The 20742-nt window shown below is 62.4% G+C and carries 35 protein-coding genes; 19 read left to right on the top strand and 16 right to left on the bottom strand.

The features are described from left to right. Positions 1-133: 133 nt before the first annotated feature. From AC2A1F_RS18165 to AC2A1F_RS18095, 15 genes are all read right to left on the bottom strand, one after another. Positions 134-529 (bottom strand): helix-turn-helix transcriptional regulator, encoded by a 396-nt coding sequence (locus AC2A1F_RS18165; protein WP_484210196.1) that lies wholly within the window; start codon positions 527-529, stop codon positions 134-136. Then, positions 526-1614: a hypothetical protein gene (locus tag AC2A1F_RS18160; RefSeq protein WP_484210195.1), complete on the bottom strand. Its 1089-nt coding sequence runs from the start codon at positions 1612-1614 to the stop codon at positions 526-528. Before AC2A1F_RS18160 ends, AC2A1F_RS18165 begins: the two co-directional genes overlap by 4 nt. Continuing rightward, positions 1611-2201 (bottom strand): hypothetical protein, encoded by a 591-nt coding sequence (locus AC2A1F_RS18155; RefSeq protein WP_484210194.1) that lies wholly within the window; start codon positions 2199-2201, stop codon positions 1611-1613. Before AC2A1F_RS18155 ends, AC2A1F_RS18160 begins: the two co-directional genes overlap by 4 nt. Then, a complete protein-coding gene (locus tag AC2A1F_RS18150; protein ID WP_484210193.1) occupies positions 2198-3010 on the bottom strand; it encodes a hypothetical protein in 813 nt (270 codons plus the stop codon). Before AC2A1F_RS18150 ends, AC2A1F_RS18155 begins: the two co-directional genes overlap by 4 nt. A gap of 175 nt (positions 3011-3185) precedes the next feature. Continuing rightward, a complete protein-coding gene (locus AC2A1F_RS18145; protein ID WP_484210192.1) occupies positions 3186-3770 on the bottom strand; it encodes a J domain-containing protein in 585 nt (194 codons plus the stop codon). Positions 3771-3924: 154 nt separating this feature from the next. Continuing rightward, positions 3925-4986: a phage Gp37/Gp68 family protein gene (locus tag AC2A1F_RS18140; RefSeq protein ID WP_484210191.1), complete on the bottom strand. Its 1062-nt coding sequence runs from the start codon at positions 4984-4986 to the stop codon at positions 3925-3927. Continuing rightward, positions 4979-5443 carry a hypothetical protein gene (locus tag AC2A1F_RS18135; RefSeq protein ID WP_484210190.1) on the bottom strand — a complete coding sequence of 155 codons (465 nt, stop codon included), beginning with the start codon at positions 5441-5443 and terminating at the stop codon, positions 4979-4981. The genes AC2A1F_RS18140 and AC2A1F_RS18135 overlap by 8 nt, the downstream gene beginning before the upstream one ends. Further along, entirely contained in the window at positions 5440-5892 is a 453-nt protein-coding gene (locus AC2A1F_RS18130; RefSeq protein ID WP_484210189.1) for a hypothetical protein, read from the bottom strand. The genes AC2A1F_RS18135 and AC2A1F_RS18130 overlap by 4 nt, the downstream gene beginning before the upstream one ends. Beyond that, a complete protein-coding gene (locus AC2A1F_RS18125) occupies positions 5889-6038 on the bottom strand; it encodes a hypothetical protein (protein WP_484210188.1) in 150 nt (49 codons plus the stop codon). The genes AC2A1F_RS18130 and AC2A1F_RS18125 overlap by 4 nt, the downstream gene beginning before the upstream one ends. After that, positions 6035-6223, bottom strand: a complete 189-nt coding sequence (locus AC2A1F_RS18120) for a hypothetical protein (RefSeq protein ID WP_484210187.1) — start codon at positions 6221-6223, stop codon at positions 6035-6037. The genes AC2A1F_RS18125 and AC2A1F_RS18120 overlap by 4 nt, the downstream gene beginning before the upstream one ends. Then, positions 6223-6666, bottom strand: coding sequence for a hypothetical protein (locus AC2A1F_RS18115; protein WP_484210186.1), 444 nt, complete (start codon positions 6664-6666; stop codon positions 6223-6225). The genes AC2A1F_RS18120 and AC2A1F_RS18115 overlap by 1 nt, the downstream gene beginning before the upstream one ends. Then, positions 6666-6902: a DUF2312 domain-containing protein gene (locus AC2A1F_RS18110; RefSeq protein ID WP_484210185.1), complete on the bottom strand. Its 237-nt coding sequence runs from the start codon at positions 6900-6902 to the stop codon at positions 6666-6668. Before AC2A1F_RS18110 ends, AC2A1F_RS18115 begins: the two co-directional genes overlap by 1 nt. Then, a complete protein-coding gene (locus AC2A1F_RS18105) occupies positions 6895-7125 on the bottom strand; it encodes a hypothetical protein (protein ID WP_484210184.1) in 231 nt (76 codons plus the stop codon). The genes AC2A1F_RS18110 and AC2A1F_RS18105 overlap by 8 nt, the downstream gene beginning before the upstream one ends. 143 nt (positions 7126-7268) lie before the next feature. After that, entirely contained in the window at positions 7269-7784 is a 516-nt protein-coding gene (locus AC2A1F_RS18100) for a hypothetical protein (protein ID WP_484210183.1), read from the bottom strand. Positions 7785-7956: 172 nt separating this feature from the next. Further along, positions 7957-8301 (bottom strand): YdaS family helix-turn-helix protein, encoded by a 345-nt coding sequence (locus tag AC2A1F_RS18095; protein WP_484210182.1) that lies wholly within the window; start codon positions 8299-8301, stop codon positions 7957-7959. A gap of 84 nt (positions 8302-8385) precedes the next feature. On the opposite strand from AC2A1F_RS18095, the gene AC2A1F_RS18090 reads away from it, so the two are divergent. The 10 genes from AC2A1F_RS18090 to AC2A1F_RS18045 all read left to right on the top strand — a co-directional run bounded on the left by AC2A1F_RS18090 (position 8386) and on the right by AC2A1F_RS18045 (position 13392). Beyond that, the gene (locus tag AC2A1F_RS18090) at positions 8386-8814 is read left to right on the top strand and encodes a helix-turn-helix domain-containing protein (protein WP_484210181.1); all 429 of its coding nucleotides are present in this window, start codon (positions 8386-8388) and stop codon (positions 8812-8814) included. Continuing rightward, complete coding sequence (locus tag AC2A1F_RS18085) at positions 8815-9591, top strand: hypothetical protein (protein WP_484210180.1); 777 nt, start codon at positions 8815-8817, stop codon at positions 9589-9591. After that, positions 9588-10073 carry a hypothetical protein gene (locus tag AC2A1F_RS18080; protein ID WP_484210179.1) on the top strand — a complete coding sequence of 162 codons (486 nt, stop codon included), beginning with the start codon at positions 9588-9590 and terminating at the stop codon, positions 10071-10073. Before AC2A1F_RS18085 ends, AC2A1F_RS18080 begins: the two co-directional genes overlap by 4 nt. Further along, positions 10070-10489, top strand: a complete 420-nt coding sequence (locus AC2A1F_RS18075; RefSeq protein WP_484210178.1) for a hypothetical protein — start codon at positions 10070-10072, stop codon at positions 10487-10489. Before AC2A1F_RS18080 ends, AC2A1F_RS18075 begins: the two co-directional genes overlap by 4 nt. Positions 10490-10514: 25 nt before the next feature. Then, positions 10515-10715, top strand: a complete 201-nt coding sequence (locus tag AC2A1F_RS18070; protein WP_484210177.1) for a hypothetical protein — start codon at positions 10515-10517, stop codon at positions 10713-10715. A 132-nt stretch (positions 10716-10847) separates the two neighbouring features. Then, complete coding sequence (locus AC2A1F_RS18065) at positions 10848-11252, top strand: helix-turn-helix domain-containing protein (RefSeq protein ID WP_484210176.1); 405 nt, start codon at positions 10848-10850, stop codon at positions 11250-11252. A 4-nt stretch (positions 11253-11256) separates the two neighbouring features. Beyond that, the gene (locus AC2A1F_RS18060) at positions 11257-11808 is read left to right on the top strand and encodes an ImmA/IrrE family metallo-endopeptidase (RefSeq protein ID WP_484210175.1); all 552 of its coding nucleotides are present in this window, start codon (positions 11257-11259) and stop codon (positions 11806-11808) included. Positions 11809-11901: 93 nt separating this feature from the next. After that, positions 11902-12072, top strand: coding sequence for a hypothetical protein (locus AC2A1F_RS18055; RefSeq protein WP_484210174.1), 171 nt, complete (start codon positions 11902-11904; stop codon positions 12070-12072). 293 nt (positions 12073-12365) lie between these two features. Further along, entirely contained in the window at positions 12366-12776 is a 411-nt protein-coding gene (locus tag AC2A1F_RS18050) for a LexA family transcriptional regulator (RefSeq protein WP_484210173.1), read from the top strand. Beyond that, the gene (locus AC2A1F_RS18045; protein ID WP_484210172.1) at positions 12745-13392 is read left to right on the top strand and encodes a hypothetical protein; all 648 of its coding nucleotides are present in this window, start codon (positions 12745-12747) and stop codon (positions 13390-13392) included. Before AC2A1F_RS18050 ends, AC2A1F_RS18045 begins: the two co-directional genes overlap by 32 nt. A 51-nt stretch (positions 13393-13443) precedes the next feature. On the opposite strand, the gene AC2A1F_RS18040 is transcribed toward AC2A1F_RS18045, so the two are convergent. Then, entirely contained in the window at positions 13444-13725 is a 282-nt protein-coding gene (locus AC2A1F_RS18040) for a hypothetical protein (RefSeq protein ID WP_484210171.1), read from the bottom strand. 184 nt (positions 13726-13909) lie between these two features. On the opposite strand from AC2A1F_RS18040, the gene AC2A1F_RS18035 reads away from it, so the two are divergent. From AC2A1F_RS18035 to AC2A1F_RS17995, 9 genes are all read left to right on the top strand, one after another. After that, on the top strand, positions 13910-14104 hold the full coding sequence (locus AC2A1F_RS18035; protein WP_484210170.1) for a hypothetical protein: 195 nt from the start codon (positions 13910-13912) through the stop codon (positions 14102-14104). Beyond that, on the top strand, positions 14104-14286 hold the full coding sequence (locus AC2A1F_RS18030) for a hypothetical protein (protein WP_484210169.1): 183 nt from the start codon (positions 14104-14106) through the stop codon (positions 14284-14286). Before AC2A1F_RS18035 ends, AC2A1F_RS18030 begins: the two co-directional genes overlap by 1 nt. Beyond that, a complete protein-coding gene (locus AC2A1F_RS18025; RefSeq protein ID WP_484210168.1) occupies positions 14283-14651 on the top strand; it encodes a hypothetical protein in 369 nt (122 codons plus the stop codon). Before AC2A1F_RS18030 ends, AC2A1F_RS18025 begins: the two co-directional genes overlap by 4 nt. Positions 14652-14691: 40 nt before the next feature. Beyond that, positions 14692-14907: an HNH endonuclease gene (locus tag AC2A1F_RS18020; protein WP_484210167.1), complete on the top strand. Its 216-nt coding sequence runs from the start codon at positions 14692-14694 to the stop codon at positions 14905-14907. 306 nt (positions 14908-15213) lie between these two features. Beyond that, the gene (locus AC2A1F_RS18015) at positions 15214-15591 is read left to right on the top strand and encodes a P27 family phage terminase small subunit (protein WP_484210166.1); all 378 of its coding nucleotides are present in this window, start codon (positions 15214-15216) and stop codon (positions 15589-15591) included. A 26-nt stretch (positions 15592-15617) separates the two neighbouring features. Further along, on the top strand, positions 15618-17405 hold the full coding sequence (locus tag AC2A1F_RS18010) for a terminase large subunit (protein WP_484210165.1): 1788 nt from the start codon (positions 15618-15620) through the stop codon (positions 17403-17405). After that, on the top strand, positions 17405-18715 hold the full coding sequence (locus AC2A1F_RS18005; protein ID WP_484210164.1) for a phage portal protein: 1311 nt from the start codon (positions 17405-17407) through the stop codon (positions 18713-18715). Before AC2A1F_RS18010 ends, AC2A1F_RS18005 begins: the two co-directional genes overlap by 1 nt. Further along, positions 18690-19310: an HK97 family phage prohead protease gene (locus AC2A1F_RS18000; protein ID WP_484210163.1), complete on the top strand. Its 621-nt coding sequence runs from the start codon at positions 18690-18692 to the stop codon at positions 19308-19310. The genes AC2A1F_RS18005 and AC2A1F_RS18000 overlap by 26 nt, the downstream gene beginning before the upstream one ends. 90 nt (positions 19311-19400) lie before the next feature. After that, the gene (locus tag AC2A1F_RS17995) at positions 19401-20684 is read left to right on the top strand and encodes a phage major capsid protein (protein WP_484210162.1); all 1284 of its coding nucleotides are present in this window, start codon (positions 19401-19403) and stop codon (positions 20682-20684) included. Positions 20685-20742: the final 58 nt, after the last annotated feature.

Here is a 20742-nt window from a genome sequence, read left to right as displayed (position 1 = left end):
CCTGAGTAGGATTTTGAAGGATTGCGTAAGCATATGCTTTCCTTTGAGAACTTGAATTTCGTTTAGATTTGAGGCCCCCGTGAGGCCCCCGATTTTGCGTGTGAGGCCCCGGTCGGAGGGGGCCTCGATTGCGTTATGGGGCGAGCTGCAGGGCCTTGCGTTTCCAGGTCTCGATGTCCTGGCGCGTCCAGGCGACGCGGCCGGGGGTGATGCGCTTGGCTTTGGGGAAGCGGTCCTCGCGGATCATGCGGTGGATGCTGCTGGCATTGAGCGACAGCTCTTCACAAAGATCCTGCATCGAGACGAGCGGGCCGGGGGCGTGCGCCTTCCACGCCTCGATTGCGGCTTCGGACCACACGACGCAGCCCTCGGAAATGTGCTTGCCCTTGGGGAATTGCCCGTCGCGCACCAGCCTTCTGATGGTGACGGGATGCAGCGACAGGTACTTTGCCAGAGCATCCATGCGGAACAGCCTGCCCGGTGCGGCGGGCGGGCTGGCGGGCTGTTGCAGTGTTGCCGATTTGGTCATGCCGCTTCCGCTTCCTTCATCTGGCAGAAGGCAGAATTGCAGGCGGCGGCCTTGGTTCTTGAGACGAGCTGTTCGCACTGATTGCACCAACCCTTGCCGGTCGTGCCAAAGACAGGACCATCAACATTCTGCGTGCCGGATTGCGGGTGGCCGATGGTGCGTGGTGGCAATGGTGCGGGTGTGCGAGGCTGCAACGGCTTGCTTGGCAATCCGGCAGATTTAACGGCGATTGCTTCGGCTTGTGGCTTCTGTTGATCCAACGGGCTGGCCGCACGGATCATCGCGCGGGCGATGGCATGGGTGGCCGAAATGTTTGGGTGACGTTCCTGCAACGCCACGCCGCGCACCGGCCATGCATCAGGCGCGAAGGCCGCGATCGCTTTGACAAGGCCAGCGACGCCAACTTTGGCATCTTCGAGCATGTCCATCACATCGAACAAGGCCTTGAGCAATGTGGACGACTGCCTGACGGGCGTGTCGGGGTAAGCTGCCCGAAGCGTGTTCAGGGCAAAGTCGACGACGTTCGCGCCCTTGTTCTTGAGGGCCTTCACCAGCATCGGCGCGCATTGCAGATCGCCGGGCCTCCAGTTGTCGGTGCCGCTCGATCGGACGACGCGCCAGCCCGCCTTGTCGAGCATGGCCTGAACGGCCTTTGCATCCTCGTCTCCCGCCGCGAGCATGCCGTGGAAGATCTCTGCCTGATTGAGCTTCTGCCGTTCGGTGTTCAGTTTTACGAACGTGCGGGCTTCGCCCTCGCGATCCAGCGACGACAGAATGACGCAAGGCAGGAACGCGATGTCGCCGCGTTCGACCGCGCCTGCGTGGCGATGCTGGCCATCGAGTATCCACAGCGAACCATCGGGACGCCGCGCAACCACCAGCGGCTGGCATAGCGACCAGTCCCACTGCTTGATCATGCGCACGATGATAGCGCGAGATCCCGGGCTGTCGGTTGCGCGCTGATAGGAATCGTCGACCTGCAGGCGATCGACCGGAACCTGCTCGAGGCTGGGTGGGACACCAACTTGCGGGCCTTTGCTGACACGCTGAAACGGAAGGGGAGAAGCGGCGGCAGTTTTGGTCATGGCGCAATGCTCCTTTCGGTAAGGGTTTCGCAGCCTGTTTGTTTCTGCGCGAAATCGGGGAGAGGGTGGGGGACGAGCGTGAAGGTGAAGGCGATGACGGCAGGGTTTGCGCGCCATTCGAGGCGGCGGAAGGCTGTCAGCCCGCCGTTGGATGTGGTTTTGGCCAGCGAGAGGTTGGCGTTCCATGCGGCGGCGAACTGCTCTGCGCTTTCGAAGCCTTCTGCGGCGATTTCCTCGGCCGAGATCTGCTGCAGGCGTTCGAGCGCGACGTGCGTGACGACCAGATGCGCGCGGTGCCAGGCTTTGGGCATTTCTCGGGCGAAGCGGCGTCGGCCGAGATCAGCGGTGGCATAGTCGGGCAGATCGGCGTGATCGGCTCCGAAGACGGGTGTGGCACCGCGTTCGAGCGCCTGCAGTGGCGAGACGTGTTCGAACGTTTGAGCGAGGAAGAATTGTTCGCGCAGCCACAGGCGATCGCCGGGCTTAATGGTGGACATGCGACCCTGCGGGCGGCGCAGGCGGGTGACCTTGCCTGCGTGCAGCTGGGCGATGGTGGGGGAGAGGACGGTGATGGGCTGGTCAGTCATGCCTGCTTCCTGACCGGCTGGGGGTTTGCCCTTGGGGGGAGATCGCGGGCGCGGATCAGCTGGGCGGCGATGTGCGGGGGGACGTTTCCTTCGATCAGGGCGCGTCCTTCGACAGGCTCAGGATGAGCGGGTTCAGAGGGGGCGGGGGAGGGTTCGGCGAAGTAGCCGGGGGCCATCGGCAGGACATCGATGTTCCGGCGCGTGACGGTGAAAGTATAGGCGGCGATGCGCGGGTTATCGTCCCAGCGGGTGCCGGGTTTGGTGTTCAGCTGATCCCACAGATCGGCGTAGGCTTCGCGCGGGCTGGTGCACCACGGAAGGTAGTCTGCCGCCCGATAGGACGTGCGGATAACATTGCGGCCGTGCGAATCCGTGTCGTCGTCGAAGTCTGCCTCGAGCCCTTCGGCGACACAATCATCCTCATTGATGAAGAGCAGCTGCTGCACGCGGACATCGGTGATCGTCAGGTACATGCGCGAGGTCCAGCGGGGGGCGATGCGCGATGTGCGCCAGCGCTGGGGCAGGTTGTTCCAATCCACGGGGATTTTGCCGAAGGCCTTGAGCACGGCGAAATAGTCTGGCGCGAAGCAGAAGTGGAAGCCGCCGGCGGCGTATTCGATCCAGCCCGGGCAGGGTTCGGCTTCGTGCGGCCAGCCCTCGCAAGCATCGGGGGCGATGCGGAAGGTTTCGCGGACGTAGACGCGGTCTCCAAAATTCAGGCGGGGTGTGCGACCTTCGGGCAGGAGGCGGCGCGTCTGGGTTTTGCGGCCGGCCTGCAGGGCCTTCACCATGGGTGTGCTGAAGATCATGCTTTGGATGCGGTTGCGGAGGCCGGAGGCCGTAGCAGAGCCAACATCAGACTCGGGGGCAGGCCCTTCGACCCCTTCGACAGGCTCAGGGTGAGCGGTTTCAGGGTGAGCGGGGGAAGAAAAGCTGGACCCCGGATCAAGTCCGGGGTGACGAAAACTACAGGCTGGTGTGGGATCAGACATTGTACGTCCTTTCCTTGAAGGCTTCGTCGCGGGCGCGGTTGATGGCTGTGGCGGCTTCGGTGGTGCCGCCGGCGTCCGGGTGGGCGATGCGGATCTTGTCGCGGTAGGCGGCCTCGATCTCGTCGCGGCTGGCGCTGCGTTTGACGCCGAGGACCGTCCACCAGTTGTCCGCCGCGGTTGCATCGGGGGCGGGAAGCGCGGTGAAGCCTTTGAAGGTCTGCCGGACGACGTGAAGCCCGCCGTGGCGCATTTCGGTCCGGCGGGCTTCGAGAATGTGGTGGATCGCCTGCAGGTTGCATTCGACCTTGTCGTATCGGTCCACAGCGATGCAGCGCTGTTCGCCGTCCCACGTGAACCATACCGCTACGCCGGGATCGGGCGGGCGGGTAACGCCGAGGGTGACGTTGCTGGAGATCACGACATCGCTGAGCGACTTCGTGCTGTCTGATCCGAACAGCTTGAGCGACGTCTGCACGTTCTTCAGCGCGCCGGGGAGCTGGGTCTTGAACGCGCCGGCGGTGCGGCGCTGGTGGCGGGGCAGGCCATCGGGCCAGGCGAGGGGGAAGGTGGCGGTCATGCGCATTTGTCCTGGGCATGGGAGCGGCGCTTCGCGCGCGACTTTGCTGGATGGGGAAAGGGCGGGAAGAGAAGGGCGAGCTGGCGACCATCGGCCGGGTGATTGGCATCGAGGCCTCGGCATTCGCTGCAGCGGCAATAGGTGTGGAGCGGCTTCATGCGGCTGGCTCTCTAGAAGCTGGACCCCGGATCAAGTCGGGGGTGGGGGGTAGCGGAGCGGGTTGGCGTTTGGGCTGGCGTTCCCAGGGGAACACTTCGGGGTAGGCGTCGTGCAGCTTGCCATCGAGGAGGCGACCGGCGGGCTTTCGGCCTAGGCGCAAGGATTGGGTGTGGGGATCTAACTTCTTGTCCTTCAGCAGCAATCGCTGATCGTTGGTCAGATGATCACGGCCGATCCATTCGCCCCACTGTTTGAACAGGAACGGTGTGCCAGCGGTGGCACACTGATCGCGCAGCGAGGTGAAGGCATCGGGATGGACCGGGCGCGCGCCGGTGCCACTTTCGCCGCCTGCGACGATCCAGTCGACAACGGCCTCTGGCGTGTCGTTGCCATTGCAGCCGCAAATGCAGGTGCCGGGCCAGTCATTGCATGTGGACTCGTGCAGCCACTCTTCAATCTCGATCGGCTGGAGCAGCGGCTCGCATGACAGCCAGCGCAGGGCGGCGGGGGTGGCGAGGAGATCGGGGATGCGTTCGTTGGCGCGCTTCTGGTCTTCGACGCTGACGCCGAGCCAGACATTGGGGAGGGGCCATTGCCATTTGTGGCTATCGGGCAGGAAGCCGAAGTGGCGGCACCAGCCGAGAACGCGCTCTGGCAGGTGGTTGTTCTGGAAGTACCGGCGCATGCGTTCGCTGCGTTTGGTCAGCAGCAGGTGGCGGTGGTGCGGGGTGAGGGCGGCGATGGCCAGTTCGCGATCGACCCATTCGAACGGCACAGCCGGGTGGAACGGATCGCCGTGGGCGTTCCAGAAGATGCGGCGCGGCTTTGCCCATTTGAGGGGCTTCTTCAGCCATTCTTCGTTCAGGCGCACTGCGCCGGTCCAGACGTGCTGGCCGTTTGCAGCTGCTTGCGTGAGGCCGCGCGACGGGTGGTGCGGGCGGTTGGTGCGGCCGGCGCGCATCGCATAGCAGAGCTTGCAGCCGGGGCTGACCACGCTGCAGCCGCTGATCGCGTTGATGGTGGCGTGGCACCATTCGATCTTGGTGGCGTCACCCATGGCACGAGCCTGCGGCTTGGCCATTCGATCCTTCGACAGGCTCAGGATGAGCGGTGAAGGGGAGGGGATCGGGCATGCGTTCACCGCGCGCGCCGCCTTTGGGCCAATCGGTGCCGAGGCGGCGTTCGCCGATGCGGGCCCAGCTGGCGAGCAGGCTTGCGCCCTTGTCGCTGGTGCAGGTGCCGGTCACGCCGCAGCAGCGGAACACGTTCGTGCCATTGGTGAAGCGCACCGATGCGCCATGGTGGCGCACCAGCGTATCGACCTGATCGGCGACCGGCAGGCCTTCGCGCTGCATGCTTTCCAGCCGATCGAGCGCTTCGGCGAGTTCGAGGCGGGCGATGGTGGCGCGGCTGGTGGCGCGTTCATCTGCCGACGAGGACGCCCTGGCGCGGATCAGGTCGGGGGTGATGCCCTTCGACAGGCTCAGGGTGAGCGGGTCTGAGGGGAAGGTCACTGCTCGGGCTCCGCTTCCGGCAAGGGAGCATCTGGTTCAGGGGCATCTGGCCAATCGTTGTGATCGACAGGTTCATTGAAGCCGAGGAAGGCGGGGGGCTGAAATGCCAGTTCGGGATCTTCGGGGATCTGCGCGCAGATGCTGGGGGGCAGTTCGTGGCGGTACTTGGCGCGCATGCCCCAGGCGGTGGTGGGGCTGCAGGGGGTGAAGCGGTAGAGCGATGTGCCGCCGAGCAGGACCGGGGGCAGCATCCAGTCTTTGAACAGCGGTTCGATCTGCAGGAACTGCGCGCCGAATTTTTCGACCTGTTCGACGCGGCCAACGAGGGTGGCGTGGCCGAGCTGTTCGACGATGGCGTAAGTGCCAGCCGGAAGCGCGTCTTCGGCAATGGCGAGGGGAGCGGCTGGTACAAGCGAGAACGCTGCACCAGAAATGCGTTCAGATGTCATACGTGCCTCAGGAACTGGAGGAGACCGGTGAGGGCGCCAAGGATGGTCCACAGGACCGCGATGAAGGCTGCGCCGACTGCTGCGCCGAAGACGATAGCCAAGAGCGCTTCGACGGTGCGGCGCAGGATTTCGAGACGGGGCATCATGGCGCAGTGGCCTTCACCACTTCGGCCACGATCATCAGCACGGCGATCCAGACGATCAGCGCGGCTGGCACGGTGATGATGCAGGCGATGGCGTCCTTTGCCAGCGGCGTGAGGCGCGAAAGGAAGGAAGCCTTGGCCCGGATCAAGCCCGGGCTGACGATGATGGGATTTGAAGGATTGCGCATCAGGCGTTCTCCCTTTGGGGGATCGGCTGGCGGTTGAGGCGCTGGCGGAAGTCCTGCAGGAAGATGCTGTCGGCAGCTTCGGCCTTGTCGGCAACCGGCTGGAGCTTGCGGAAGCAGGCGGCTTCCCAGCGGCCGTGGATGCCGCGAAAGGTGAGGAAGATGGCTTCGCCGTGCCGCGGGTGCGGCAGGATCTGCACGGCGATGACGATGAACACATCGCCCGGTACGGGGCCGGGGGCAGGAACCATCAGGTGCGGATAGCTTCCGCTTTGCGACGTGAAGGGCAGGCCCCAGCCCTTTTCGTTGATGCACTCGGCGCGGTCGCCGGGTTGCCATGATTTGTCGTCTCTGGCGGGCGGGTGTGGGGCAGGGGGGGCCGCCGAAACGGTCTTTCCCTGCTTGCGGCTGAAGATGCGCAGGACGCGCTGGGTGAGGCCGGGCATCAGTCGATCCCCAGAGCGTGCATGTAGGTTTCGAGGATGGCCTGCATTTCGCGGCGATCGTCTGGCTTCATTTTGCGCAAGCGCACGATCTCGCGCATGATCTTGGTATCGTAGCCATAGGCTTTGGCTTCGGAGTAGACGTCCTTGACGTCGTCCCCGATGCCCTTCTTTTCCCCCTCAAGGCGCTCGATCCGTTCGATCAGCAGGCGCAAGCGGTCATCAGCAGACTCAGCCATGTGCTGCCTCCCCCATGATCAGGATGGCAACAATCATCGCCGAGCCGACCAGCCCGACTAGGCCTGCCAGCAGGCGCAGGCGCGCATGGGCGCGGTCCGCAGACCATGATGGGTCAGACCTGCAAGGGTGGGCTTCTGCCTGCAGAGTTTCGGCGGGTGGCAGCGCCGCCCGATCGGGATCAAGTAAGGCGCGTTCCAGTGTGGAGCGTTCATGGTCTGACATGGCGAATTCGCCTTTTCGGTTGGCTCTGCTTCGCTCCACGCCGCAACCGCAGGCAGGCAGCAGAAAACCGCCACCGGAAGCGCAACTGGCGACCGGAGCGGTGTGGTTTCGTCCTTCGACAAGCTCAGGATGAGCGGGTTGGTTTACTTGAGTTGGGGCGGCGGGGCGGTGCTGCGATGCGCGGCTTCACCGGAATCGGGGAAAGGCGCAGGCAGGCCGAGCATCATGCGGGCGCGGGTGAGGACCCCGATGGCTTCTTCGACCTCGCGCAGCGCTTCGCGGCGCTGGGCGGCGCTGGCGCCGGGTTGCGCGGACAGGACGACGGCAGAGCCAGCCTGCCCGCATTCGAGGATGACTTCGGCGGCATAGCGGCCGAGGGCCACTTCATCGGCAAACCATGTGCCGCCTTCGATCTGCAGCTGGTGCGCCACCATTTCGAAAATGGGCGCGCCTTCGCCACCGGCGGCGCGATAAGCGAGATCAAGCATGATCGCATCTTCGACCGGGATCTTCTCGCGCCGATCGGGATCGCCCCAGGCGCGGACCATACCGGTGGAACGGCCCGTGACATAGGCCATGTCTTCCCAGCCGCGTTCAAGCTGCCCGGCAATTCGTGCCAAGGCGGCATCGATGGAAAGGGGAGGGCGGCGCTTGGTCATGCCACACCTGTATTCAGGGGGGACGCCGGACCAATGATGCTGCCGCCCTCCAAGGAGCCAGCCGCTTTCCCGGGTGTTGGGAGGTCGTATGGGCTGGGGGACGCTTGAAAACGCCGTGCTTTCTCAAGCACATCGGCGGCGATAGTTCCATTATGGAGAGAAGCCATGATCTTCATGCGGCTTCTCCCGATGAACGCAGGTCCCCGGCAGCGGGGCATGCGCTGCCTGCTGCCGGGGTGGCGGCGGATGGAGGCACCATTGCCACCGCCGGGCCGACTTCCCGGCCATCTGTTGAAGCGATTTCGATCGGGTAGATGTCTGGACGCAGATCATGCCGGGAAATGCCGGTGGCCGCTTCCACTTTTAGTACGTGTTCGGCGGGAATTCGGCGCTGCCGGTTTAGCCAGCGCCAGACAGAGGGCTGACGAACGCCGCAAAGGCGGGCCATCCGGCCCTGAGAACCCATCAGGTCTACTGCAGCCTTTAATGCCGAGTCGGGTGCGAGTGTCTGCGTCATGAAGGTATCAATACCCCCAAGTATAGCAGAGTCAATACCCATAAGGTTCCAGCGTTCAATACGCTTGGGTATTACATACCAGCAATGATTATCGGGACTCGCATAGCTGATCTGATGCGCGACAAGGGCTTGAGCCAAGCTGAACTTGCGCGCCGGGTTGGTGTGAAACAGCCCACGATCTTCAAAATGCTGTATGAAAACAAGACCGGTTCGGCGTACCTGCACAAGGTTGCGCGCGAGCTCGGCACGACTCCGGCCTATCTGTCCGGCGAAACCGACGATCCTGATTCGGCCTCGCCAGATGAGCCCGAGCTTTCGGCCGAAGAGCGCGAAGTGCTTGGCTGCTTGCGTCAGATCGCAGCCAAGGACAGGGCGGCGCTGATTCAGCTAGCACGATCACTGGCAATCGTGGCCGAGGAACCCGCGGTATTTGCGTCGCCGGTCGAGCCAGTCGAACCGCAAGTGCAGGGCCAAACACTTCACTCACCGAGGCTGGAATTCAGGGGGCAATAGATGAAGCTTGCAAAGAAGACTCAGGACCGGCTCGTTGCTGGTCTGAAGCGGTATCAACCGATTGTCCGCAAGCTTGCCGAACGCGACATCTCCGAGGCCGACACGGTTACGGTCATCAAGGACATGCTCACCGATATCTTCGGCTATGACAAATATGCCGAGCTTACGAGCGAACAGCAGATCAGGGGCACGTTCTGCGATCTTGCCATACGGGTTGAAGGGAAGGTGCATTACCTGGCCGAAGTGAAGTCTGCCGGGACCACGCTGAACGACAACCATCTTCGCCAGGCCGTGAACTATGGTGCGCACCACGGGATCGAGTGGATCATCCTGACCAATGCGATCATCTGGAAAATCTACCGGATCAAGTTTGGACAACCAATCGACTGGGAAGAGGTCTATTGCTTTGACATGGGTGCGATCTCGTCTCGCTCGGTCGAAGATCTGGCGAAGCTCGGGATGCTTTGCCGCGAAAGCATTTCAACCGATGCGCTGCAGGCCTACCACAAGCAGGCACAGATCCTGAACCGGTTCGTTTTGGCCGAACTGCTGCAGAGCGATGCTGTGGTTGGCGCGCTGCGCAAGGAATTGCGCCGCCTGTTCGACGGGCTGAAAACGTCCGACGAAGAATTGCGAGTGCTGCTCACCAATGACGTGATCAAACGTGATGCGTTGGATGGTGATGCGCCAAAGGCAGCAAAGGCGACGGTCAAGAAGGCCGTTGGCGCGATTGCCAAACGAGCGGCCAAAGCTGCTGCTGAGGCGGCTGCGGAATGATTGCTGTCGCGTTTCTGGCAGCGATTGCATGGCAGTACAACGATGCTGTCGACCCCATGACAGACTTCGTGCGCCCGATCGCTGTGGTCGATGCAGCGGATGGTGCATTTCTGGCGTTGAAATGCGACAAGCCCGGCAAGGGACAGACCTATGCACAAGTGCACTCACCCGAATTTCTTGGTGGCGCTGGTGCGCGCGCGGGTTTGCGCCAGATTACCATAAGATATGACGATGCCCCCGCCGTCGAAGATTACTGGCTCTATAACGATCACTATGCCGTGGCCGACGGCCAGATCAGACGGCAACGCGATGAGTTCATCCGCCGGATATCATTGGCTTCGACAGTGACCTTCAAGCTGGTGCGGTATGACGGCAAAGTCGTTTATCACCGTTTCGAGCTGGCAGGCACGCGCGATGCGATCAGCCGCACGTTCATGGGATGCCAAGATGGCGATCCATTACGCGATGGGGCAGCGCGGTGACCAACTGGTTTGCGATCATCGGCGTGACGGGTTCGTTGCTGGTGCTGCTTCTCGTCGTGCTTTCCATGAAGCACGTGGATGCGCCGTCTGATGGCAGCCGGGCAATCGCAGAAGCTGAAGGTGTGGTGCTTGAGCTTGGCGAGAGCGACGCGATTGCCCAACCCGGGCCGCGGCCGATTGTCGAAAGTTCGCTTCTTCCGCTGGGCTGGATTTTTGTGGTGCTCGGCATAGCCGTGGCTGCCTGGGCGTGGCTGTATATGGATATTACCCCCGTTAACTACAGCGATACTGTGAACATAGACGCCGTGAGCCAGCGCAGCATGCTGAACACGTTCGGCTTGGTGATGGCAGCGATCGGCGCGGTGATGGCCTGCGCCGGGCATGTGGTGAATGAAATGAGGCGGGGGCTTAAGTAAGACTGATCACAATGGAGAAGCCATCATGCGCTGGATCGAATTGAACAAATACAATTCTGAGGACACTATCTTCGTAAACGTCGAGCTGGCCAGTTCCATCGAGCGCGCAAAGAACGATAAATTTACAATGATCTGGTTTGCAGCAGGGCATCTAGACGGGCAGGTTCAAGTTCAAGAACGTCCTACCGAGATCCTGGACATGATTTACGATCGGCCGCCCTGTTGAGAACTGGCAAAACAGCGCCTTCCCACGAGGCCGAAAAGTTACCTGACGAGGTTAATAAATCCTTGTCGGAGTTTTCCTACTCAGGTATATCCTTCACAGGATCGGATGGGCCGGTCCGTGAAGGGACAGGACATGGAACACGACCGCACAAGCACAGGGAGGCGTAGCGGGGGCGGAAAGCTGACACCTTTTGGCGAAACGGCACGCCGCATTCGAGCCGAAAAAGGTCTGCTTCTTTTGGATATGGCACGAGCCGCCGACGTCACTCCCGGGTTTCTGAGCCTTGTTGAGTCCGGCAAAAAGCTGATCCCCGACGATCTTGTAGCGAAGATCGCCGCAGGGCTGGATTTGACTGCAAGACAGACGGAGCAGCTCAAGCAGGACGCCGCACTTTCGGCGCGTGAGTACCGCATAGAAATGGGGCCAGACGCAGACATTGTCGATCGTCGTGTTGCGCATGCGTTGCAGACAGGCTTTGCCAAAATGAGCCCTAAGCAGAAGCAAAGGATCCTCAAACTTCTGACCGAGAAGGAATGAGGCGATGCAGGATGATCCCAGAACAGTCAGCATCATGAGCATTGACCACCTTGAGCTGGCGGCAAGTCATTTCCGCGAGTTCTTCGATCTCCCACCAGTCAAAGGCATCAGGATGGTAAGTCTGCTCGAGCAGGTTTTGCCGGAAGTGCTACCTGACTACACATTTCATGTGCTTCCTGACGAGGACATACCGGGTGTGGATGGGCTTACAGAGTCCAATGGTGAGTTCACGATCTACCTATCGGAAAGCACCTATGTGAAGCTTTGCGACGGGGATCCGCATGCGCAGATGGTTGCTGCGCACGAACTTGGACACCTGTTCCTTCATTCTGCACAAACACCCCAGCTTGCGAAAAAGCACCGGTACGATGAGCGCGTCGATCCTGAATGGCAGGCCGATCGCTTTGCCGAAATGTGGCTGATGCCTGCAGACGGTGTGAGACGCTGCCGTAGCGCCAAGCACGTGGCCGCAAAATACAACGTGCCAGCTGACGTGGCCGAAAGACGTTATATCGACGTCAAGTTTGGTGAACCAATTCAAGGGGAGCTGTTCTGAGAACAAGCCCCCCCTGAACCCTGAACAGAACCGCAGCCCCTGTGCAGGTGCGCGATCCGACTCTGTGGTGCAACCTGTGGATAACACAGGCACGTGTTGGACGCAAAGACCATCGGGCTGCCGACCAACGAGGTCTGTATGGCCAAGATCGTGCCGCCGGATGGCAAGCGCGTGATCTGGCGTCCTTACACGACGATCAATGGAAAGCGCGTCTGGGCCCGCCAGTACGGCAAGCGCGCTTTCCCGATCCTTGTAGACGCCTGATTACGTCCCCGGGTTCAGTCTCACGACGAACCCGGGGGCATCCCCGGTCGATTGGTTGCCAGACCACCAACTTTGGAAGGAATGGTACAATGGCAAAGAAAACACCTACGCAAGTTTCCCATCGCAGTTCGCGCTCGGGTCAGTTCGTGACCGAGCAATATGCCAACAGGCACCCGTCAACCACGGAGCGCGAGCGGATCAAGCATCCAGAACGTAAGTGATTTGCTTGCCCCACCCGTCCACGGGTGGGGCATTTCTTTTGGATTTCCGCGCATTCCTGCTATGTTTCGTTCATGCAGGGCGGGAGTAATCTGAACGATATCAGCCCGCCTGATCTGCGGCTGACGCCAAGCATGGCCAGCCTGCGCCTTTTGGTCCTGCGCTTTGTGCGGGACTACCTGAGCACCTGGGGTGCTTCGCCCAGCTATGGCGAGATTGCGGCCGGGCTGAACACCAATCGTACGCGGGTGCGCAAGGCGGTGCGCAGTTTGGCCAATGATGGGTTGCTATTGCGCAGTTCCGGGCCGCGTGGGCTTGCCTTGCCCGACGAGCTGCAGGGTGCGGTCAAGTTGCTGGTGGCGCATGGCTTCGTGGTGCGGCCCGTCACAGATAAGCCCCTGCAGACAGAGCCATTGCTCGATTATGATCCCGGTGGTTTGACGGGAGCGGCGGGTGGCAAGACGGAAGCAGGTGAGCGCGGTTGAGGCTGAAGCCGCGCGCGCTTTGAGCGAGCAGCGTAGTGCCTGGGCGCGGCGGCATCCGAAACGGGCGGCTGAGGAGCGGGCGCTGCGGCTTGCCCGGCGCGATCTGATCGAGCAGTGCCCAGCAACTTGTGCCGCGACGCCGGAAACGCGGGCCCATGCGCGGGCCAAGCGGCAGGGTGCCCTGGCGCGGCTTTATGCATCGGGTGCGATCAGCATCGAGCAGCTGGGCGCGGCGCTGGAGATCGCCGCGGTGGTGGAGCGGATCGGCAGCGATGTGACGGTGCGGACGGTTAGCCTCGAGACGCGGGTGGATCAGTCCATGCGTGGTGATGGCGGGTTCTTTGAGGCGCTGGGACAGGTGCGGCGCGAGGTGGCCTATGGGCATTGGCGGGCGGGATTGCCGGTGCTGTTGCAGGGTGCGCCGGTGACGGCCGTGCTGGAGCTGATCGTGGAGGATGTGGGCGTTACGATCGTGGCGCGGCGGTACCGCATGCATGTGCGGCGGGTGCGCAAGATTCTGGGCGATGCTCTGGATGCGTGGGCTAGCCATCTGTGGGCGGCGGTGAAGGAAGTGGATGAGGCGACGTTGCTGGCGGCGCAGGCGGGGTTGCTGTAAGCGCTCCCGCTTCCAGTGAGGCGGGGTTGCTGTAAGTGTTCCGCAACGAGTTTATCGGTCCCAACGCGCGGCGACTGCATCATCCCACATCGCCCAGGCCATGCCGTTCAGGTAGTAGAAGCGGTTCCAGCCCTTGCACCCGGGCGTGAGGCGGCAACGGCAACGCCGATTCCACAAGCTGTAGGTGCCGCCGACCTTTGCGCGCAATGCTTCAAGATCGAGATCGCGATACTCCTGGCAGTCTGTACACATGGTGCGCGCGGCAATGCCAGCGGCCATCATCGCATCGAGTGAACTGACCCAAGTCGGGCGGGTTGGCGCTGTCTTTCCCATACCGGAACGGAAGCGGAACATTGGCGATTCTGCAACGGCGGTTTCCCCAGTTCCGGCCCCGTCACAAAAAGGACCCTGCCGTAGTGGCCACGTTTCGGCCAAAAGCGACCCCGCGATAATTGCGTCCAGAGCCCGCTGCCTGTCTAGGTGAGCGGGCTTTTTTGCGTTTGGAGGTCATGTTGCTGTGACCAATGTGGCCATGAAGCGGCGGGTGCCAGATGACATCGAGGCACAGCTGCGCGCGGCATCGGACGAACTGGACGAAGTGATGGCGGCGCTGAGCCTTGGCCTGCGAAGCCCGGCCCAGTTCGATGCGCTGGAACAGCGCGGGCAGCGGGTTGCTGCGAACATCCGCAAGGCTTTTCGGGGTGGTGCTTGATGGCCCTCGATCTCGATCAAGCGCGGCTTATAGCCTTTCAGGGCGATGGTGCAGACGAAGTGCGCGTGACGCGGCGGTGGTTGCGGCAAGCAGTAACCGAGATTGAAGCCGGGCGTTTGGCGCGGGATGGTGCGTTGCTCGATCTATCGGGAACGCCTGAGACCTTGGGAATGACCAAGTGAAAGGGCTGGCACCTGATACTTTCCTGCGCCGGTGGCTGATCAGGTTGGCGGGTGAAGGCTCCGAAATCTGGCAGCACACAGTTTCGCCCTGGCAATCGATCACGTTCAGCGGTGAGCGGCATGCGATCTGCCTGATCCTGGGTTCGCGTGATCAGGTAGAGTGGTTTACGTCAGCTGCGCTCGAGGACATTCCGGTGCCTGGTGCACTGGTGGTGGAAGCAGGCGTTACCGGCCTGGTGTGTGGCGATCATTACTGCTGGCTCTACCTCGAGCTGCTGACGCTCGCGAGGAGTGCAGACGATGCCTGTGCAACCGCCCGTGTTCGGCCGAGCATCAAGCACCAAGCGCAAGCCGTGGTCGCGTGATCCTGCTTACAAGGATCCTCGCAAGCGTGGACGCGCTGGGATGCGTGAGCGGGCGTTGGTGCTGGATGAGGAGCCTTACTGTCGGGTCTGCCTGACGCTCGGGCGTGAGGTGGCTAGCGAGATCGTCGACCATATCAGGCCGCTGGCTTGGGGTGGCACTGACGAGAGGGCGAACAAGCAAGGGCTTTGCGTGCCGTGCCACGATGAGAAGTCGAAGGCGGAGCGGGCTGAGGCTGGGCGCGGGCGAATCGGCTGATCAGCAGCCGTTCAGAAAAATGCCCTTGAACATGAACGCCCCGGGGGGAGGGGTAAAAACTCTCGACCCTCGGCCGGGGGACACCGACGCCCCCCACGATTTTTGCTGGGGCGAATTCAAAAGGGTTTTTGTCGCAGCTCGGCCCGGTGGCGGTGATAGCGGTTTTGGGGGCTTTGGGCAACGATGGCTAAGGGTGGGCCTCGGCCGGGGGCGGGGCGGCGACCTAAGGCTCCGGAGCTGAAGAAGCTGGCGGGGACCGTTCGGAAGGATCGGGAAAAGGCGCTTCCGGTTTCGAGCGGCGGGGCGATGATTGCGCCGTTGCATCTGAGCGATCTGGCGCAGTTGCATTTCGCCTCGATCGCCAAGGTGCTTGAGGATGAAGGGCGGGGCAATCCGCACTATGCCGAACACGTGGCGCTGCTGGCGCTGCGGCTTGAACAGATCCAGCGGTTTCAGGCTGTGCTCGAGACCGAGGGCGACACCTACAAGACGGAATCGGCCAAGAAGGTTGGCGATGAAACGGTCATCACCCGCCTGATCCGCGCGCGGCCGGAAGTGGCGATGCTGAGCGATGCGATGCGCCAGGCGCAATCGCTGCTGGGCGAGCTGATGCTGAATCCTGCGGCCGCGCTGCGGATCGCCAGCGGGCACAAGGAGGAAGAGGACGCCTTTGCCGGCTTCTAGGTCCCCGACACTGCGGAGATCCTGATGTGTCGGACCGTGATTACGCTGCGATCGCGCGGCAGTATGCCGGCGACGTTGTGCGCGGGAAGATACCAGCGTGCAAATCGATCCGGCTGCAGTGCCAGCGGTTTCTGGATGAGCTGAAGGTACAGCGGAAGCGGGGCTTCCCGTTCCGCTTTGACGAAGAGAAAGCAGCGCGGGTTTGCCGGTTCGTGGAGCTGATGCCCCACACCAAGGGCAAGTGGGCGGCCAAGCGTGAGCGGCTGATCCTGCAGGCGTGGCAAATCTGGATACTGTGCTGCACGTTCGGTTGGCTGCAGAAGAAAGACGGCCTGAGGCGGTTTCGGGTTCTTTTCCCGATTGTGCCGCGCAAGAATGGCAAGTCAGCATTTGTAGCGCCGGTCGGTCTGTACATGCTGTGTGCCGATGGCGAGTTTGGGGCAGAGGTTTATGCCGGCGCGGTAACCGAGAAGCAGGCACACGAGGTTTTTCGGCCCGCGATGCAGATGGCCAAGCGCACACCGGCGCTGGTCAAGAAGTTCGGCATCGGATTTTCAAAGCAGGCGATCATGAAGATCGCCGACGAATCGCAGTTCACGACGATCATCGGAGATCCCGGAGACGGGCAGAGCCCGAGCTGTTCGATCCACGACGAGTACCACGAGCATCCTGACGATCGTCAGATCGACACGATGCAGACTGGCATGGGTGCGCGCGAGCAGCCCTTGCAGATCATGATTACCACTGCCGGGTTTAACCTTGGCGGACCCTGCTACGCCCGCATCCAGGAAGAGCGGCAGCGGCTTGAGGGCATCGGGCAATCAGAAGCGGTACAGGCTGAGCGCGCTGCATTGGGCCTTGGCCCTGGGCCGTCGTTCGAAGACAAGACTTTCTTTGTCGAATACACGATCGACGAAGGGGACGACTGGCGATCGCCGGATGTCCTTAGGAAGGCCAATCCGAATTACGGCGTTTCGGTCATGGAGGACTTCCTCCGGGGCGCACAACGGGAGGCGATCAACAGCCCGAGAAAGTCGGGAAAATTTCGGACCAAGCATCTGAATATCTGGGTTGCCGCCAAGGCAGCCTACTTCGACATCGAAAAGTGGCGGGCGTGCCGCGATCCGAACCTGCCGGCTAATGCGGCCGAGCTGCTGCAGCTGCCGCAGTTGCAGGGACGGCGCGTGATCGGCGCGCTCGATCTGGCTTCGAAGACGGACATTGCCGCGCTGGAGCTGCTATTCCCGCCGCTGGGCGAGAAGGCGACGAAGGACGATCCCTATATCCGGACGGGGTTCTACTTCCTGCCCGAAGACACGATTGCCGAAAACGAGAACTACGCCGGGTGGCATGCGCAAGGGCTGCTGACCAGCACGAGCGGGAACATCATCGATTACGATGAAATCCTGACCGTGCTGCGCGACGTGCGGACGCGGTTCCAGCTGGAGCATGTGCCATACGATCCGCACCAGGCCACGTATCTGGCCACGACGGCGGTGAAAGACGGCTTCCCGATGCTGGAATACCGGCAGGTGGTGCTGAACTTCAGCGAGCCGATGAAGGAACTGGATGCCGTGACCAAGGCCGGAACGATCGCCCACGGCGGTTGCCCGGTCATGGAATGGCAGATGAGCAACGTTGTTGCCCAGGAAGACGCCAAGGAAAACGTCTACCCGCGCAAACCACGTGCGGAAGCGAAGATCGACAACCCGGTGGCGCTGATTGCGGCGCTGGGGACTGCGATGGCGAAGGAGGAAGAAGACGTGCCGACTTCGCCCTGGGATGATCCCGAATTCAGCATGACGGACGCCTGATGTCGCCGGACGATTACCGCCAGCGCGCGCTGGAAAAGCGGGCCGGAAACCCGCTGGAAAACCCGCTCTACAGCCTGAGCGCCAACAGCGAGGAGCTGCTGCGCGTGCTGGGCGTGATGGACCAGCGCAACCAGTTGCCGCCGGTCTCGATCGAGGCGGCGCTGGAAGTGCCTGCGGTGCTGTGTGCGGTGCATTTCCTTTCGCGCACGTTGGCCAGTTTGCCGTTGCACGGGTACAGTTCAGTCAAGCGGGTGGATGGCGATCTGGCCATGCTGCTGAACGAAGCGCCCAACCCGGAATGGACCAGCTTCGGTTGGCGCCAGTACTTCTGGCAGCAAGTTTTCACCGGCGGGCGTGGCCTTTCGTTCATCGAGCGCGAAGGCCCCAAACCGGTGGCGATCTGGCCGATGGACCCGAACGAAACGACAGTCGGCCGCAGGAACGGCAGGCGGTACTATCGCTTTGGCGGGCAAGAGTACCCGGCTGCGGACGTGATCGATCTGCCGTTTATGCTGCGGCCCAACCAGCTGGACGTGTACAGCCCGATCTACAAGGGCCGGAAGGCGATTGCGCTGGCGATCGCCATGAACGATTTCGCCGGCGGGTTCTTTGCCAGCGGCGGGACACCGCCGTTGGCGCTGGAAGGCCCGTTGCCGCAGGGTGCCGATGCGTTCAAGCGCGCGCAGGCCGACATAAACCGCGCGATCCAGATGGCGCTGCAGGCCGGGACGCCGTTCTTCGGCATGCCGCCGGGACATTCGCTGAAGCCGATCGGGATCGATCCGGCCAAAGGGCAGATGACCGAGGCGCGCCTGTTCCAGATTCAGGAGATCGGGCGCATTTATGGTTTGCCGCCGGTGTTTCTGGGCGATCTGAGCAAAGGGACGTTTGCCAATACCGAGCAGCAGGATCTGCAGCTGGTGAAGCATCTTATCCTGCACTGGGCAAAGGCGCTGGAAGACGAGCTGAACCTGAAGCTGTTTGGCCAGCGCCGCCGCACGCGCCGCACCAAACACAACCTGGACGCGATCCAGCGCGCGGACTTCAAGACCCGCATCGAAGCCATGTCGCGGGCGATTCTGACCGGTCAGATGACGCCTGATGAAGCCCGCGAGCTGGAAGACCGCATGCCATACGCGGACGGCGTTGGGGCAAAGCCATACGTCCAGCAGGCGACCGTGCCGCTGGGAACTATGCCGAACATGACGGGCCACAACGGTGGGCCTGCAGTAGACGACAACGACGCGACCGATGCGGACGCAGACAAAGCAAAGGATGCCGCCGATGACGGTGAAGACGCCGACGCCTGAGGCGCGCGAAATCCGCGCGCTGACCACGACGCTGGAACTGCGCGCGGCCGGAGAGGGTGAAAGCGGCAAGACGGCGACCGGCTATGCCGCGCTGTTCAATGTCGAAACCAGCATCGGCGGGTATTGGACCGAAACCATCGCACCCGGGGCGTTTGCACAATCGCTGCAGGAGCGAGACGTGCTCGCTGTGCACAGCCATGACACGGGCCGCGTTGTCGGCCGGTTGAAGGCCGGAACGCTGTCTCTTCGAGAGGACACCAAGGGGCTGATGTTCGAAAATGCCCTGCCCGATACCAGTGACGGCCGCGACTTGGTGGTGCAGATCGGGCGTGGTGACATTGCCGGCATGTCGTTTGGTTTCCGATCGATGAAGGAAGAATGGGACGAAACCCGCACGCCGCCACGCCGCACAATCCTTGAGGCGCAGCTGTTCGAGATCACCTACACGCCGATGCCCGCCTATCCTGACACCGAAGTGGGCCTGCGATCGCTGGAACATGCGCGCAACGAAAAACGGCAGCACAACCGCGATGGGGCGATGAGCCGGATCGCTGCGCGCCGTGCACGGCAGGACCAGATCGAACGCGGCATTTGACCTTTACCCGGCGCTGAAGCCGGAGGCGGCGGGCTGTTCCCGTCTTCTCAGCCCGCTTTTGGCGGGCTTTTTCATGCCCAGGAGCAAGACATGTTGACCCAACTGCAGGAGAAGCGCGGCGAACTGGTTACCCAGGCACGTGCAGCGCTGGACGAAATCAACAAGAACACGGACGAGACGCGTACCGCCGAGCTTGAGCAGCGCCATGACAAGATCATGGCCGAATTCGATGCGCTCGAGCTGCAGATCGCCCGCGAAGAACGGCAGGCCAAGATCGAAAAGATCAGCCAGGAACACCGTGAATCGCGCCGCCCGCACGGTGCAGACATCGAAACGCGCGGATCGGGCGACCATGACGGCAACGATAAGCGCAAGCTCGAAGAAGTGCAGGCCGAATATCGCGATGCGTTCTTCGCGTTCCTGCGCGCCGGTGCTGATACCACCGAGCTTTCGACCGAACAGCGCGCGCTGCTGCGCCGCGGCTTCGATCCGGAATTGCGTGTTCAGGTGGCTGGCACCGCCGCAGCCGGTGGCTTCACCGTGCCGATCGAGCTGGCCAACGAAATCGTCAAGGTCATGAGGGACTGGGGCCCGATGTACGATGCCAACATCGTGCGCGAGATCGTGACCAGTTCGGGCAACGAGTTCGACATTCCGACCAACGACGACACGGCAAACTCGGCCTCGGCCCTGACCGAAGGCGCTCAGCTGACGGACGACAACAGCGGCGACGTGGTGTTTGGCCAGCGCCGCCTGGATGCGTTCGTCGATGCAACGCCCTGGATCAAGCTGTCGTTCGAACTGATGCAGGATTCGGCTTTCGACCTGCTGCAGTTCCTGGCCGACGCCATTGGCGAACGCCTTGGCCGCCGTGCCAACGCCCGCCTGACGGTTGGCACCGGCAGCGGCATGGCCAACGGTATAGTTACCGCCTCGACGCTGGGCGTGACCGCCGTCAGCGCCACGGCGATCACGGCCGACGAAGTGATGGGCCTGCAGCATTCGGTCAACGCGGCCTATCGCCGCAGCCCGAAGTGCCGCTGGCAGTTTGCCGATACCACCCTGCTGGCGCTGCGCCGCCTGAAGGACGGGCAGGGCAACTACCTGTGGCAGATGGGCGATGTGCGCATCGGTGCGCCTTCGCTGCTGCTCGATCACCCGTACTCGATCAACGACGACATCCCGGCGATTGCCACGGCGGCGCGTGCGATCCTGTTCGGCGATCACAGCCGGTACTGGGTACGCAAGGTTGGATCGCCACTGATCGGCACGGTGCGCGAGCGCTTCTGGCCGCAGATCGGCATGGCCGGCCTGATCCGTTACGACGGTGAACTGGTCGATACCAATGCGGTCAAGCACCTGCGTCTGGCGTAAGCCAGCATGAGATACCGGGCGGGGGAAACTCCGCCCGGCCTTCTCCTGACCGGCGCGC

This window comes from Novosphingobium sp. HNCC26BN242, assembly GCF_057180525.1.
Note: the sequence above shows the minus strand (reverse complement) of the source record. Positions and strands in the feature narration are given on the sequence as shown.

Excerpts from the sequence above, each read along its gene's own strand:
- AC2A1F_RS18165 (WP_484210196.1), bottom strand. The coding sequence starts at position 529 with ATGACCAAATCGGCAACACTGCAACAGCCCGCCAGCCCGCCCGCCGCA.
- AC2A1F_RS18160 (WP_484210195.1), bottom strand. The coding sequence starts at position 1,614 with ATGACCAAAACTGCCGCCGCTTCTCCCCTTCCGTTTCAGCGTGTCAGC.
- AC2A1F_RS18155 (WP_484210194.1), bottom strand. The coding sequence starts at position 2,201 with ATGACTGACCAGCCCATCACCGTCCTCTCCCCCACCATCGCCCAGCTG.
- AC2A1F_RS18150 (WP_484210193.1), bottom strand. The coding sequence starts at position 3,010 with ATGATCTTCAGCACACCCATGGTGAAGGCCCTGCAGGCCGGCCGCAAA.
- AC2A1F_RS18145 (WP_484210192.1), bottom strand. The coding sequence starts at position 3,770 with ATGACCGCCACCTTCCCCCTCGCCTGGCCCGATGGCCTGCCCCGCCAC.
- AC2A1F_RS18140 (WP_484210191.1), bottom strand. The coding sequence starts at position 4,986 with ATGGGTGACGCCACCAAGATCGAATGGTGCCACGCCACCATCAACGCG.
- AC2A1F_RS18130 (WP_484210189.1), bottom strand. The coding sequence starts at position 5,892 with ATGACATCTGAACGCATTTCTGGTGCAGCGTTCTCGCTTGTACCAGCC.
- AC2A1F_RS18125 (WP_484210188.1), bottom strand. The coding sequence starts at position 6,038 with ATGATGCCCCGTCTCGAAATCCTGCGCCGCACCGTCGAAGCGCTCTTG.
- AC2A1F_RS18120 (WP_484210187.1), bottom strand. The coding sequence starts at position 6,223 with ATGCGCAATCCTTCAAATCCCATCATCGTCAGCCCGGGCTTGATCCGG.
- AC2A1F_RS18115 (WP_484210186.1), bottom strand. The coding sequence starts at position 6,666 with ATGCCCGGCCTCACCCAGCGCGTCCTGCGCATCTTCAGCCGCAAGCAG.
- AC2A1F_RS18110 (WP_484210185.1), bottom strand. The coding sequence starts at position 6,902 with ATGGCTGAGTCTGCTGATGACCGCTTGCGCCTGCTGATCGAACGGATC.
- AC2A1F_RS18105 (WP_484210184.1), bottom strand. The coding sequence starts at position 7,125 with ATGTCAGACCATGAACGCTCCACACTGGAACGCGCCTTACTTGATCCC.
- AC2A1F_RS18100 (WP_484210183.1), bottom strand. The coding sequence starts at position 7,784 with ATGACCAAGCGCCGCCCTCCCCTTTCCATCGATGCCGCCTTGGCACGA.
- AC2A1F_RS18095 (WP_484210182.1), bottom strand. The coding sequence starts at position 8,301 with ATGACGCAGACACTCGCACCCGACTCGGCATTAAAGGCTGCAGTAGAC.
- AC2A1F_RS18090 (WP_484210181.1), top strand. The coding sequence starts at position 8,386 with ATGATTATCGGGACTCGCATAGCTGATCTGATGCGCGACAAGGGCTTG.
- AC2A1F_RS18085 (WP_484210180.1), top strand. The coding sequence starts at position 8,815 with ATGAAGCTTGCAAAGAAGACTCAGGACCGGCTCGTTGCTGGTCTGAAG.
- AC2A1F_RS18080 (WP_484210179.1), top strand. The coding sequence starts at position 9,588 with ATGATTGCTGTCGCGTTTCTGGCAGCGATTGCATGGCAGTACAACGAT.
- AC2A1F_RS18070 (WP_484210177.1), top strand. The coding sequence starts at position 10,515 with ATGCGCTGGATCGAATTGAACAAATACAATTCTGAGGACACTATCTTC.
- AC2A1F_RS18065 (WP_484210176.1), top strand. The coding sequence starts at position 10,848 with ATGGAACACGACCGCACAAGCACAGGGAGGCGTAGCGGGGGCGGAAAG.
- AC2A1F_RS18060 (WP_484210175.1), top strand. The coding sequence starts at position 11,257 with ATGCAGGATGATCCCAGAACAGTCAGCATCATGAGCATTGACCACCTT.
- AC2A1F_RS18050 (WP_484210173.1), top strand. The coding sequence starts at position 12,366 with ATGCAGGGCGGGAGTAATCTGAACGATATCAGCCCGCCTGATCTGCGG.
- AC2A1F_RS18040 (WP_484210171.1), bottom strand. The coding sequence starts at position 13,725 with ATGGGAAAGACAGCGCCAACCCGCCCGACTTGGGTCAGTTCACTCGAT.
- AC2A1F_RS18030 (WP_484210169.1), top strand. The coding sequence starts at position 14,104 with ATGGCCCTCGATCTCGATCAAGCGCGGCTTATAGCCTTTCAGGGCGAT.
- AC2A1F_RS18020 (WP_484210167.1), top strand. The coding sequence starts at position 14,692 with ATGCGTGAGCGGGCGTTGGTGCTGGATGAGGAGCCTTACTGTCGGGTC.
- AC2A1F_RS18015 (WP_484210166.1), top strand. The coding sequence starts at position 15,214 with ATGATTGCGCCGTTGCATCTGAGCGATCTGGCGCAGTTGCATTTCGCC.
- AC2A1F_RS18005 (WP_484210164.1), top strand. The coding sequence starts at position 17,405 with ATGTCGCCGGACGATTACCGCCAGCGCGCGCTGGAAAAGCGGGCCGGA.
- AC2A1F_RS18000 (WP_484210163.1), top strand. The coding sequence starts at position 18,690 with ATGACGGTGAAGACGCCGACGCCTGAGGCGCGCGAAATCCGCGCGCTG.
- AC2A1F_RS17995 (WP_484210162.1), top strand. The coding sequence starts at position 19,401 with ATGTTGACCCAACTGCAGGAGAAGCGCGGCGAACTGGTTACCCAGGCA.